General features: G+C 57.1%; 11 protein-coding genes. 3 read left to right on the top strand and 8 right to left on the bottom strand.

Translation table 11 applies throughout. From position 1 onward, the window contains the following. Positions 1-418: 418 nt before the first annotated feature. From ACQK2Q_RS12375 to ACQK2Q_RS12365, 3 genes are all read left to right on the top strand, one after another. The gene (locus tag ACQK2Q_RS12375) at positions 419-2,935 is read left to right on the top strand and encodes a TonB-dependent receptor plug domain-containing protein (RefSeq protein WP_425410047.1); all 2,517 of its coding nucleotides are present in this window, start codon (positions 419-421) and stop codon (positions 2,933-2,935) included. Positions 2,936-3,124: 189 nt separating this feature from the next. Further along, positions 3,125-3,487: a copper resistance CopC family protein gene (locus ACQK2Q_RS12370; RefSeq protein ID WP_425410046.1), complete on the top strand. Its 363-nt coding sequence runs from the start codon at positions 3,125-3,127 to the stop codon at positions 3,485-3,487. A 7-nt stretch (positions 3,488-3,494) separates the two neighbouring features. After that, positions 3,495-4,334: a copper resistance D family protein gene (locus tag ACQK2Q_RS12365; RefSeq protein ID WP_425410045.1), complete on the top strand. Its 840-nt coding sequence runs from the start codon at positions 3,495-3,497 to the stop codon at positions 4,332-4,334. 72 nt (positions 4,335-4,406) lie between these two features. Here ACQK2Q_RS12365 and ACQK2Q_RS12360 read toward each other — a convergent pair whose 3' ends face one another. From ACQK2Q_RS12360 to ACQK2Q_RS12325, 8 genes are all read right to left on the bottom strand, one after another. After that, positions 4,407-4,982: a class I SAM-dependent methyltransferase gene (locus ACQK2Q_RS12360; protein ID WP_425411160.1), complete on the bottom strand. Its 576-nt coding sequence runs from the start codon at positions 4,980-4,982 to the stop codon at positions 4,407-4,409. Positions 4,983-5,074: 92 nt separating this feature from the next. Next, positions 5,075-7,285: a copper-transporting P-type ATPase gene (locus tag ACQK2Q_RS12355; protein WP_425410044.1), complete on the bottom strand. Its 2,211-nt coding sequence runs from the start codon at positions 7,283-7,285 to the stop codon at positions 5,075-5,077. Between the two features lie 2 nt (positions 7,286-7,287). Further along, positions 7,288-7,542 carry a DUF5676 family membrane protein gene (locus ACQK2Q_RS12350; RefSeq protein ID WP_425410043.1) on the bottom strand — a complete coding sequence of 85 codons (255 nt, stop codon included), beginning with the start codon at positions 7,540-7,542 and terminating at the stop codon, positions 7,288-7,290. A 119-nt stretch (positions 7,543-7,661) separates the two neighbouring features. After that, positions 7,662-9,014: an APC family permease gene (locus ACQK2Q_RS12345; RefSeq protein ID WP_425410042.1), complete on the bottom strand. Its 1,353-nt coding sequence runs from the start codon at positions 9,012-9,014 to the stop codon at positions 7,662-7,664. Positions 9,015-9,020: 6 nt separating this feature from the next. After that, positions 9,021-9,569: a DUF305 domain-containing protein gene (locus tag ACQK2Q_RS12340; protein WP_425410041.1), complete on the bottom strand. Its 549-nt coding sequence runs from the start codon at positions 9,567-9,569 to the stop codon at positions 9,021-9,023. A 105-nt stretch (positions 9,570-9,674) separates the two neighbouring features. Next, a complete protein-coding gene (locus tag ACQK2Q_RS12335; RefSeq protein ID WP_425410040.1) occupies positions 9,675-10,733 on the bottom strand; it encodes a DUF2231 domain-containing protein in 1,059 nt (352 codons plus the stop codon). A 13-nt stretch (positions 10,734-10,746) separates the two neighbouring features. After that, the gene (locus tag ACQK2Q_RS12330) at positions 10,747-11,568 is read right to left on the bottom strand and encodes a copper resistance protein B (RefSeq protein WP_425410039.1); all 822 of its coding nucleotides are present in this window, start codon (positions 11,566-11,568) and stop codon (positions 10,747-10,749) included. Beyond that, positions 11,568-13,592, bottom strand: a complete 2,025-nt coding sequence (locus tag ACQK2Q_RS12325) for a copper resistance system multicopper oxidase (protein WP_425410038.1) — start codon at positions 13,590-13,592, stop codon at positions 11,568-11,570. The genes ACQK2Q_RS12330 and ACQK2Q_RS12325 overlap by 1 nt, the downstream gene beginning before the upstream one ends. Positions 13,593-13,619 lie beyond the last annotated feature (27 nt).

Genomic DNA, 13,619 nt, shown 5'->3' with positions numbered 1-13,619 from the left:
TGCGCAAGGTTTTCGTATGGCCGCCTCTATGGCAAGCGAAACATCTCACCATGTTCGTCGCGCCGTAAAGCCAGCGCTTAAAATCTGCGCGTCGTGGCCCGCTTTCAATAGCTTGTAGATTGTCATAATGATGAGGTTTTTTGCGGCGACGTTGATGGAAATAAGTGGTGCGTGAGCGGAGGAAATGGATCTCCCATTTTAGCCGGCGGCGTATTGTAGCTCACAGAAGTCATAACATAAAAGAATAAGTATCGGAAATAATTCGATTTGACCGCATAGGGTCGCGTAGGGTCAATATGGACCCGATGGCGCTGTTGAGGCGTTATTCCGCGGAATTATTCGCGGCGATCTGATTATGTCCGGGAGGGCGGAAGGCGTCATGCTTGGCGTCTCAGAACCGATTGCGGAGGGGCCGAAAATGAAAACGAAAAGTGAAAAGTTGCGCGGGATATTGGGAAGCACTGCGCTTTGCACGACGATGTTGCTTGGCTTTCAGGCAACGACGAGCGTCGGTTACGCGCAGGAAGACAGCGACGCGGTCGAGACCGATGGGGACACGATTGTCGTCACCGGCACAAGGCGGGCCGACCGCACGGTCGGGAACTCGATGATCCCGATCGATGTTATCGACGGCGACGCGCTCGAAAAAAGCGGCACTGCCGATTTGACGGACATTCTGCGAACGCAAGTCGTCTCACTCAACGTCCAGCGCTACGTCACCAATGACGGCAACGTGTTTCAGCGTCCGTTCACTTTGCGAGGACTTGCGCCCGATCAAACGCTTTTGTTGATCAACGGCAAGCGCCGTCATCGATCAGCGCTCATCGCCACGAGCCGTCTTCCGCAAACCCTCGGCGCGCAAGGGCCTGATCTCGCGACCATCCCGTCGAACGCCATTAGCCAGCTCGAAGTCTTGCGCGACGGCGCCTCGGCGCAATACGGTTCGGACGCGATTGCCGGCGTTCTTAACATTCAGCTTGCGGAGGACAGCGACGTTTTCCGCTTGAGCACCCAGTACGGGCAATATTATCAGGGAGACGGCGAAGAAATCAGCGTTCAGAGCAACATCGGATTGCCGCTGACCGATTCAGGTTTCTTTCATGTCGCGCTTGAATATGTAAATTCGGAAGAAACCTCGCGCGGCGCCCAGCGGCCGGATGTCGCCGCGCTCGTCGCCGCCGGGACGATCGACATCGAGGACGTACCGGAAAACGGGCTTGGCCAGCGCTGGGGCAATCCCGACGGCAGCGCGTTCCGGTCATTCTTCAACGCCGGAATCGATCTCAACAACAATCTCGAAGCATATCTCTTCGGCAACTACAGCCGAACCAACGGCGTCACCAGCTTCTTTTATCGTAATCCGGTGTCGCGCACGGAAATATTCTCCAGCGTGCCTTTGACGACTATGCCGGGCGGACCGCGATTCAGTTTCACCTCCGTCTTTCCAGGCGGGTTTTCGCCGCAGTTTGAAGCGACCACCACGGACTGGAGCGCGGCGGGCGGCGTGCGCGGCGCACTCAGCGAGAATTTGAGTTTCGACGCCAGCCTGTATCACGGCGAAAACAAGGCCGATTACCATCTCAGCCAGACCGTGAATCCATCGCTCGGCCCGACGTCGCCGACAGAGTTCGATCCCGGCACGCTGACGCAGCGCGAGACGACCGCCAATCTCGATTTCGTCTATCTCATGGATGTCGGCGCCTTGGCCTCGCCCCTGAACGTCGCGGCCGGCACCGAGTATCACCGCGAGGATTACCTGATCACGCTTGGCGATCAGGCATCTTGGGAGGTCGGTCCGTTCGCATCGTCCTTTGCCGATCCTGACGGAGGCATGACCGTCCCGCTCGCCGTGGGATCGAGCGGCTTTCAGGGCTTTAATCCGACCGAAGTGGGAGACTTCGGCCGCTGGAACTATGCGCTCTATCTCGATCTTGAAGCGGATTTGACGGAGCGCATTTCCGGCGGGGTTGCGATCCGTTTCGAAGACTTTAGCGATTTCGGCACCACCTTTAATTACAAGGTGTCGGGTAGAGCGGAGCTTTTCGAAGGCGTCGCCATCCGCGGTTCGGTGAATACGGGCTTTCGGGCGCCGACGCCGGGGCAGGCCAATCTTTCCCAGACCTCGACCAATATCGATCTGATGACTGGAGCGACGCTTATCAGCGGACAGATTCCGCCGACAAATCCGGTGGCCGTGTTCTTCGGCGCCGAGCCGCTGACGGTTGAGGAATCCTTCAACTTCGCTGGCGGCCTGGTGCTCAACATTCCAGGCGGCGTGCGGATCACCGCGGATTACTTCAATATCAAACTCAATGACCGCATCAGCGTGTCGGGCGACATTCCGATCGGCCCGGCCGAACAGGCGGCGCTGATTGCTTCCGGCATAACGACCGGCGGGTCGCTCAGCTCGGTCCGGTTCTTTACCAATGCCTTCGACACTCGAACGCAAGGCGTCGATGTCGTTGCAACTTATCAAACGCCGTTCGTGGGAGATTCAACATTGAATCTTCTCGGCACCTTCAACTATACAGATACCGAGGTGACAGCAGTTCGCAACGCGACCGCCATTGATCGTGAGCGAACGCTCGAATTGGAGGATTTCACGCCCCATTACCGGGCGCTCGCTGAAGCGACGCTGCGGAGCGGACCATTCTCAGCACTGATCCGCGGCAATTACTACGGCGAGTGGACCGACTATGGCGGCTCGCCGGCCGAAGATCAAACTTTCGGTGCGGAATGGCTGGTGGATTTTGAGCTCGGCTACGACGTAAATGACAACGTTCGCTTGGCGGCCGGCGCCCAGAACGTGTTCGATAATTTCCCCGACTATGATACGCGCGCGGGGAACATCGGCAGCGGTCTCATTTATCCGCGGTTCGCGCCGATGGGCTTTAATGGCGGCTTCTGGTACGTGCGCGCCACGGCCGAATTCTAGGCCCCCTGGTAACCCCGAGAAAGACCGCCGCCCTAAACCACTGTTGGGCGGCGATTTCCTTTTGAGATATGTGCAAGGGCTGCAAATTTTGTCGAATGTTTATAAGACAGGACACAGAGAGCGAGGTTGGCGAGCGGCGCGGCAATGAAGCCAATTCGATCCAGCGTAAATGAAAGGATAGGAGAGCATATGAAGAGGCTTTTGATCGGCGCATTGGCCGCCGTGACGTTTGCGGCCGGGCCGGCGTCGGCTCATGTCGCGATTAAATCATCGAACATAGAGCAGGGCCATGTCTACGACGCTTCGCCTGAAAATCCCCTCCCGGAAAATCTTGAAATCTCCTTTAGCGGCGACGTCGGTCTCGCGGAAATTCGCCTGGAAACGGCGGCGGGTGAGACGATTGATCTCGAATATGCAGATCCGAAGGACTTTCAGTCAGCATTTATCATTCCCTTGCCGTCGCTTGCCGTTGGTTCCTATGTATTTCATTGGCGCGCCCTTGCGAAAGACGGCCATGCCATGAACGGCAAGATCGAATTCTCGGTCAGGTAGTGACCTCGTGCCCGACGTGATTTCTTTGTTCGCTTTTGTTGTTCAGTTCGGATATTACGTTGCTGCGTTAATGTTCATCGGCGCGCTGATCGCCTGCGCGACAGGCGTGAAGCGAACACTAGGCGTATCGGCTTCGACCGTTTTGGCGCTTGCGGTCCTGGGCTTTTACGCCGCGCGGCTGCTGTTCGCCAATGCGAAACTTGGCGGAACGCCGGCTGCGGCTGTCGATTCCGAAACTTTTCCGTGGATCTGGCGAATCTACAAAATGCAGGCATACGCCGTCGTTATCGGCTGCCTGTCAGCTATTCTGGGCGCGTTGCTTCGACAAAGGCTGGCGATGCTGGCGGCGGCTTTAATCCTCAGTGCGGGGTTTGGGCTGTCTGGCCACACGCAAGGGCTCGAATCGCCTGGCGTCATGCCATGGCTCGCAGCCTTACATGTTCTTGTAGCGGGATTCTGGTTCGCCGCGCCGGTTTCGCTTTGGCCTGCCGTTGCCATCGATGACAGAGAGCTTGTGCGGCGACTTGAGACGTTCAGCCGTATCGCCCAATTCGCCATTCCCGCTCTCTTTGCCGCCGGCCTTGTTCTCGCCTGGCGCCTGGCCGACGGGTGGGATGGCTTGATTGGTTCTGCATACGGGCGTCTGCTCATTGCAAAATTAACTGCCGCGTCGATCGCGCTCGCATTAGGCGCCTTCAACAAAATGTCCGTAACGAAACGGATAGAAAGGGACGGGAAGTTTGGCCGCAGGATATTGCGACTTACGCTTTCCGCCGAATTTGCGCTTTTCCTTCTCACAATCGGCGTGATCGCATTTGCGACAACTATTCAAGGCCCTGAAACATAATGCGCCGATAACGCCAAGGACTCTAAAGGTTGCCTGCCAGCTTGAGCGACGCGATGATTGAAACATAAGCGATTACTGTTCAGCGCGGTAAAGTGTAATCGTTCCGGTCGGCGTTTTTATACGTCTTTCCTCTGAAATGCTCGAAAATTTGGCCTCATTGAGGAGCAATGCGATGATTCCATCGGCGTTCGGCTGGGTGTCTTTAACGCCGTCGAGGGCCTGAACCGTGCTCCGGAACAAAAGACGCTGGACCCCTCGCTGAAGTCCGTAGTCGGCAATGAACAATGAACCGCCTGGCGCAAGGGATTTTCTGGCCTGAGCAATAATCCGCCGCTTTTCGGCCAGCGGAACTTGGTGCAGAACGAGGCTCGATACGATCTTGTTCGGCGGATCGCTGAAATATTCCTTGTCTGTAGAGAAAAATCCCTCCTGAAAACGTATGTCGCCTTCCGTTCGAGCGATCTTTTTGCGGGCTCGCCGAATGGCCTCGGCATCAGGATCAATGCCGATATAACGAATCCTAGGGCATTCCGCATGAAGCGCAATGGCAAGGCTGCCTGTGCCCGACCCTATATCGAGAATGCGATCTCCGGGGGATGGATCGATGGCTTCAATCACCGCTGATCGCCACGTCTTCTCCCGCGTCATTGCCGCGATGGCGAGATCGTAAAGCGGCGTCAGCGCGCGATGGCCGAGCGGCGGCGTGTGCGCATCAGCTCGACCGGTCCTCGTCGCGCTGCTCACAGCTTCAAACCCCGTAACCGCAATGCGTTGAAAATGACCGACACGGACGAAAAGCTCATCGCCGCAGCCGCGATCATCGGGCTCAGAAGTAACCCGAAAACCGGGTATAGAACGCCGGCTGCGACCGGCACGCCGAGTGCGTTATAGACGAAGGCGAAGAACAGATTCTGCCGGATATTGTTCATCGTCGCCTCGCTGAGACGGCGCGTCTTGGCGACGCCGCGCAGATCGCCCTTGACGAGTGTGACGCCTGCGCTTTCCATGGCGACGTCAGTTCCGGTTCCCATGGCGATGCCGACATCGGCCTGGGCGAGCGCGGGGGCGTCGTTAATGCCGTCGCCGGCCATGGCGACCTTCGCGCCCGCATCCTGCAGTTCGCGCACGATGCGATTCTTGTCTTCAGGCGACACGTCCGCATGGATTTCATCGATGCCGATCTTTGCGCCGACCGCTTCCGCCGTTGCGTGGCTGTCGCCGGTGAGCATCACGACTTTAACACCGGCTGCGTGAAGTGCTCGGATGGCTTCCGGCGTCGTTTCCTTGATAGGGTCGGCGACGCCAATGAGGCCGGCTGGCTTGCCATCAACAGAAATGAACATGACAGTCTGACCTTCACGTCGATGGTCCTCAGCTACCGCAACGAGCTTTTCGTCATGCGCGCCGACGCGTTTCATCATCTTCGCGTTGCCGAGCGCCACCTTGCGGCCGTCGACTTCAGCTTCGACGCCTTCGCCAGTGACCGAAGCAAACCCGGTCGCATTCTTCACTTCAGCCCCGCGCTCCTCTGCGCCTGTAACAATCGCGGTCGCGAGCGGATGCTCGCTTCCCTTTTCGACCGAGGCGGCGAGCGTCAGGAGTTCAGTATCAGAAAATGGCGGTTGCGGTTCGACGAGCACCAGTTTCGGATGGCCTTCCGTCAGTGTGCCGGTCTTATCGACGACGATGGTGTCAACTTTCTCGAATGTCTCCAGCGCTTCGGCGTTCTTGATAAGGATACCGTTCTGCGCGCCCTTGCCGGTGCCGACCATGATGGACATGGGCGTGGCAAGACCCAACGCACACGGACAGGCGATGATGAGAACCGCGACGGCGTTAACGATCGCGAACGCCATAGCCGGTTCCGGACCGAAAGCGCTCCAGACAATGAAGGTGATGATGGCGATGATGACGACCGCCGGAACAAACCACGCCGATACGGTATCGGCGAGCCGCTGGATCGGCGCGCGGCTGCGTTGTGCGGCGGCGACCATTTTGACAATCTGCGACAGCATGGTGTCTTCGCCGACCCGCGTCGCCTTCATGATGAAGCCGCCGGTTCCGTTGACCGTGCCGCCAGTGACCTTGTCGCCGACATTCTTTTCAACCGGAATAGGCTCGCCAGTGACCATGGACTCATCGATAGAACTTTTGCCCTCGATGATTTCCCCGTCGACCGGGACCTTCTCGCCCGGACGAACGCGCAGGCGATCCCCTTCGCGCAAATGGTCAATTGATATTTCTTCTTCCGAACCGTCATTGTTGATGCGGTGGGCCGTGGGCGGCGCCAACTCCAGAAGCGCGCGAATGGCGCCGGACGTCTGGCTGCGGGCGCGCAATTCCAGCACCTGTCCCAGCAGCACGAGCGTCGTAATGACCGCCGCCGCCTCAAAATAGACGGCGACTTGTCCCTGCATGCCCCGGAATGCGTCCGGGAATAGGCCGGGCGCGACAGTTGCGACGACGCTGAACAGATAGGCGACACCGACACCGAGCGCGATCAGCGTAAACATGTTGAGATTCATTGTGCGGACGGACTGAACGCCGCGCACGAAAAACGGCCATCCTCCCCACAGAACAACTGGCGTCGCCAGCGCGAATTGAATCCATTGCGGCCAGGCGCCGGGCAGCAATCCCTCAAATGGCTTACCGGGAATGAGGTCGCCCATCGCATAGATGAAGAGGGGGATGCTGAGAGCCGCGCCGACCCAGAAGCGCCGCGTCATGGAATCGAGTTCTGACGTATCTTCTTCTGTATCGGGAGAAATGCTCTCCGGCTCCAGCGCCATGCCGCAGATCGGGCAGCCGGTGTTCGACGTCTCGCGCACCTGCGGGTGCATCGGGCAGGTCCAGACCGTGCCCGTGTACTCTTTAGGTATGTTATCGTATTTTCCAGGCGCAGTTTCGACCGCCCCGGACGTCTTGCAACACTGATGATCGTGTTTATCCATAATCAGTTCACGGCCTTCTTGTTGAAAAAGTTGAAGAGCGGCACAAAGACGATCGCTGTGTACCAGCCATAGGCGTAGGCCCAGATGACGCCAATCAGGAACGCCGGAAATGAAAGCCAGTGAAACCCTGGCATCATCATCTCCCAGGCTTCATGCATGTGCATGGCGGGCGGCGTGACGAGTCCCCATGCGATGCACAGGGCGAATGTGATGACGAAAAAAATGGACAGAGCGTGTCCGACAGGAACAATACGCATGTTTGCCTCCGTTGTTCGTCGGCAGCGTCAGAGATGCGGTGGCGCTGTCGGATGTCAGCCGACGCGAGGTCCGCTTCGGCTGTTGATGGGCTTATACATAATACCCCTATAGGGTATAGTCAATGGCCATGACAGTTGGTGGCTTCGCCAACGCCGTTTTCGCCCCTGAGATCGCGCAAGTAGAACTTTTCGAATGCGAAAATGACGACGATTGCGGCGATTCCGATGAGGACGATCATCGGATCGGCTGCAGACTTGATCGCTAGGAATGCACCGAGTGCGACCGCATCCAGCGCAATTGCGCTGAGGAGAATCCAGCCCTTTGCGCCGACGTCATGTCGAAGATGCCGGTAGACGCCCCAGTGAATGGCGATGTCCATGACGAGGTAGAAGATAGCGCCGAGGGATGCGATCCGGCTCAGATCGAAAAAGACGGCGAGGAAAGCGGCGAGCACGACTGTGTAGACCAGCGTGTGTTTCTGGATGCGTCCGGGCATGCCGAAATGACTGTGCGGGATCAGATTCATTTCCGTCAGCATGGCGAGCATGCGCGACACCGCGAAGACGCTCGCCAGCAAACCGGATGCCGTCGCAATGATGGCGATGGCGACTGTGAATAGGACGCCAAATTGCCCGAGCGTCGGACGCGCCGCCTCGGCGAGAGCGTAATCCTTGGCTTTGACCAGTTCCTCAATCGTCAATGACGCACCGACGGCGAAAGCAACCGCCATGTAGACAGCGAGGCAAATGCCGAGTGAAATCATGATCGCCCGGCCGACATTGCGTTCCGGGTTTTTGACTTCATCGCCACTGTTCGTGATCGTAGTGAAACCCTTGTAGGCAAGTATGGCGAGTGCGACGCCGGCCAGGAATCCGGTGAAAGAGTAGTCAGAACTTTCCGTAGTCGCCGCTTCAAATGAAAAGCCGGATGCCCACAAGGCGGCGGCCGCGAAGGCTAGAATGCCGCCAACTTTCAGGATGGCAGTAATCTTCGAGACGGCGCCGATATATTTGTTCCCGGCGAGGTTGACCAGAAAGGCGCTTGCGATCAAACCCACGGCGAGTACGGGAACGAGCCACTCCTGTTCACCGGCGTCAAAAAGTTGCAGCGTGTAGGTTCCGAAGGTTCGTGCGACGAGGCTTTCGTTGATGATCATCGAAAAAGCCATCAATAGTGCGCCAGCGCCAGTGACTGCCGATTGTCCGTACGCTTTGTGCAGGATCATCGCGATGCCGCCCGCGGACGGATATTTGTTTGACATCTTGATGTAGGTGTAGGCGCTGAACGCGCTGATGATAGCGGCGATCAGAAACGCAGCCGGAAACCATGGACCGGCATATTCGGCAACTTGCCCGGTGAGAGCGAAGATGCCGGCGCCGATCATGACGCCCGTGCCCATGGCCACGGTAGCGGCCAGGGTCAGGCTAGATTGTTTGTATTGGCTCTTTCTGATGCTGTCGTGTCCGCCCATGAATCTCTATCGCAAATTCTCGCCCGCGGGTTTGTCGGGATTTAGATTTCCTTCGAATTTCGGAACCGGCCTTGTTTGGGCTTCGGTTTGCGTCTCCGCTTTTCCGTTCGCCGAGATATCGTCAATCAGCCATTCCATTTCCTTGATTTCGCGACGTTGCGCCGTGATGATTTCATCTGCGAGCTTGCGCACCCGCACATCCGCGATGCCCGCTCTTTCGCTTGTTAGAATAGCGATGGAGTGATGCGGGATCATGGCTTTCATATAGGATTGGTCGCCAACGGTCGTCTGTGAACGCACGAGCCAGAGCGCCAGGACAAAAATAAAAAAGCTTCCTGCGTAGATGCCGATGTTGAATTTCGGATTTTTATACATTCCAAGCATAAAGCTGAGCATGACCACCGCCATGCCGGCACCCATAATCAAGGTCATATAGAAGCGCGTCTCGCTCCAATGGACATGGGGCCAAGCATAGGTATTAAGGTACATCAAGCCGAACATGACGATCATTGACGTTCCGATCATTGCGCCGAATCGCATGTAATTACCGTTCATTGTTTGCTCTCCTTTAGTTGCTTCTTTTAGATAATTTTCCTTTCATTTAGAACGCGCTAATGCGTTGATGGTTCCTGCAAATACCAATTCGCTTGCAATTAAGGACTAGTGCTCGTGCTCGCCGGTGATCGGCGCCGACGACCAATGGATATGGACGATACGCCAACGATCGTCGTCGCGGCGCAGCACCATTGTTTCCATCATGCGCGAATGCACGTTCTCGCCACGGAAGGTTCCATGGACCTGCGATTCCGAAATAACGGTCGCAATGTCTTCTTTGGCGATGACGTCGCGCTTTTTGACGGAAAACTCGACCGCCGCCGTAAATTCCATGTCGACTGGCATGTGATGGCCGGCATATTCGTCGACAGATCGTTCCGCGCCGCCGGTTTCGGCGATGATGACATCGGGCGCAAGTAACGCGCGAACGGCCGCCTTGTCCTTAGCTTTCAATGCGGTTCCATAGGCATCGACAACGGCTTCTGGCGAGGCAGGATAGTTTTTTGCGTCAAATGCGGCGGCGGTTTCCTCACTCGAAGGAACTGTGGACAGGGCCCCAGCAGCATCTTCGCCATGCTCATGCGCTTCATCGGATTCGTGATCGTCCGCCGTCCCATGATCATGACCGTCGTCATGATCTCCCGACGATTCTGCTGTTGCTTCATCGCCATGGCCCTGGCCTGGGGCGTGTTCATGGTCGTGGCCCTCGCCGGTGACGGTCGGCATGCTTTTCACGCCCAAGCCATAACCGTAAACGATCTTTCCGCCCCACCAGGCGGTGACAGACAGCGACAACGCGGCGGCGGCAAGAAAAGTCAAAAATATCACAGACGCTGACTTTGTCCTCGACGTCCAACGCCAGAGCGCGAGCAATAAAATCGCGACGCCGGACGGCACCGCCCAGTTGCGGTGCGTTGTCATCGCCGCGTGAGACGGCCCGTCATGGGCGACGGTGAAATACGCCTGAAAGCCAGCTGCAATAGTTGCAATGATCGCCAGCGCGCCGAAAGCGAGCATCCAGTCAGCAGCGGGACGAAGCGTTTCACGCCATTTCCCTGACGGTGTAAACGACGCCAAGACATAAGAGATAAACGCCGTTATCGATAACGCATAGGCGAAATGAACAAGTATTGGATGGATGTTCGGTTCAATAATGTTTTCCATTTGAAGTCCCTCCCTAGAACCAAAGTCTTAGTCCGGCGACGAACGATACGTTGGACGGATCGCCGCCGTCGGCGCGCACGAAATCAGCGGTTTCGCCAACCGATCGCGTCCAGTCGACGCCGATATAGGGTGCAAACTCGCGTTTGATTTCGTAGCGCAGGCGCGCGCCAAGTTCGGCTGTTGAAAGGCCGGAGCCGACGCCGTATTCGGCGACATCCTGGACGGCGAAGTTCAGTTCGGTGCGCGGTTGCAATATGAGACGCTGGGTCAGCATCAATTCATATTCAGCCTCTATTCTTGCTGAAACATCGCCGTCACCGCTGACAAAGAGGGCGGCGTCGATTTCAAACCAGTAGGGCGCCAAGCCTTGTATGCCGAGAACGCCAAAGGTTCGATCATCGCCAGGCGCGAAGTCGTGACGGACGCCCGCCTGAACATCAAAGTAGCGAGCGAAAGCGCGCGACCAGAGCGCCTGCACTTCCGCCTCTTCAAAGGCGTTTTCGTCAAACGAATATTCGCCTTCGGTTTTGAGCCACAGCTTGTTGCGATCGCCACCCCACCAACCTTGGGCGTCCCACAGGAACAAAGGATTGCCTTCATTGCTGCGATACTCAAGTCGGTCGCCCTGAACAAAGTACGTCTTCGACGCGCCGTGCTCTTTTTGGACGGCGCGACGCGCCTCGGCCATTTCTGCGCCCCCCCAATACTCGTCCGCCGCCGCCCAGCCGCTTTGGGAATCGTTTGAGCTTTCGCTCTGAGCGAAGACTTGTGGGCCGGCAATCGTCACCGCAAATGCTAAGATGAGCGCTAGAGATTTTTTCATGGAACTCAACATCAGTGTATCCCTCCATGATTCATTTTCGAATGGTCCATGCCGTTATCATCACCGCTCTCATGCCCCATCGACCCATGATCTGACGCATCATGCTTAATTTTCTTTTGGTCCATGGACTGGTGATCGCCGTCGCCGTGATCCTTGCTGTCATGATCCATCGCCTTGTGATCGTCGTGTTCGTTCATCGCCATGCGTGGACGGACGGAGACGACCTGCATCATGCCGGCATGCATGTGGAAAAGCAGGTGACAGTGAAACGCCCAATCACCCACATGGTCAGCAGTGACGTCAAAGGACAGCTTATCGCCCGGTTTGACGTTGACGGTATGCTTGCGCGGTTTGTGATCGCCTTCGTCGACGACGAGATCGAAGAACATGCCGTGGAGGTGGATCGGATGGGTCATCATCGTGTCGTTGACGAGCGTGACCCGCAGCCGTTCGCCTTCATGGAAAACAATCGGGTCGACGACATGGGAAAACTTTACGCCGTCGAACGACCACATGTAGCGTTCCATATTGCCGGTCAGGTGAATCTCCAGTTCCCGGCCGGGTTTGCGTTTGTCCGGGTTCGGCTCAAGGCTTTTCAACTGTGTATAGGTCAACGCTCGGTGCGGAACGTCTTCAAGTCCAAGTCCAGGTTCGTTGAGACGGTTGGTCGGCGCCATGGCGACATTATCGACGCCGAAGCCGGTCTTGTGATTGTGCTCCTGCATCGCGTCGCCGGACATGTCATGTGACATGCCGGACATTCCGGTCATGCTCGCCATTTCAGCCTTTGGCGCGGTCGGCGATTCCATGTCGGCCATCGATCCATGGTCCATGGCGCCGTGATCCATCGAAGCAGCTTTCCCAGCGCCGTGTCCCATCGAACCGTGATCCATACCGCCCATGGATCCGTGACCCATCGCCGCCATGCCCATGTCTTTGTGGGTCAGGATCGGCCGCTCTCTTAAGAGCGGCGTCGTTGCACGCATGTCGGGTTCGGGTGCGAGGGTCGCTACGACCTGGCCGTATCGGTCGATCGCCTCGGCGACGATCGGGAACGCGCGTTCCCGCTTTGGTTGGACAATGACGTCGTATGTCTCGGCAACGCCGATCTGGAATTCATCCGTCTCGACTGGCTGCACATTTATCCCATCGGCGGCGACGACGGTCATCGGCAGGCCGGGTATGCGGAAGTTGAAGATGGTCATCGCCGACGCATTGATGATGCGCAAGCGAACGCGTTCGCCGACATCGAAGATGGCGCTCCAGTTATCGGCGGTCGAATGACCATTAATCAAATACGTGTAGACCGCGCTGGTGACGTCAGAAATATCCGTCGCGGACATGCGCATTTGCGCCCACATGGCGCGGTCTTTGATGACACCGCCAAGCCCCATGTCGCCTGCGTCGTCAATAAAGTCGCCGACGGTGCGCTCCTGGAAATTATATACCTCGTTGCTCTTTTTAAGCTTTGCGAAGACCTTGTGCGGATGCTGGAAAAGCCAGTCGGACAAAACCAATACATATTCGCGGTCATATTGAACGGGGTCTGGGCCCGCGGGATCGATAATCAGCGGGCCGTAATGGCCACTTTGTTCCTGCAGGCCTGAATGCGAGTGATACCAATAGGTTCCGCTCTGGGGCAGGGCGAACTTGTATTCGAACGTTTCGTCGGGCTTGATGCCGGGGAACGAAACGCCCGGCACGCCGTCCATATAGAACGGCACAAGAAGCCCATGCCAGTGGATCGACGTGTCCTCTTGGAGCGTGTTTTTCACCCGCAAGGAAAGTTCCTCGTCCTCGCGAAAGCGTAAGAGCGGTCCGGGCAACGTGCCGTTGATTGTGATGGCGTGCCCTGACCGACCGCCGATACTGACGGCGCTGTGTCCAACGGTGAGGTCGAACGAATTGCCGGCCTGCTCAAAAATTCCCTTATTTCCCGCGGATGCGCTTTTCGCCCAGGCGGGTATGAGACCGGGAATGCTCGCGGCGACGCCGCCGGCAATTGTTGATTCTAAAAAACGTCGTCTCGTGAACACGGGGTGATCTCCAATTCTCAAAAGTGC

Origin of the sequence: Hyphococcus sp. (assembly GCF_965228385.1) — a bacterium.
GTDB lineage: Bacteria > Pseudomonadota > Alphaproteobacteria > Caulobacterales > Parvularculaceae > Hyphococcus.
Note: the sequence above shows the minus strand (reverse complement) of the source record. Positions and strands in the feature narration are given on the sequence as shown.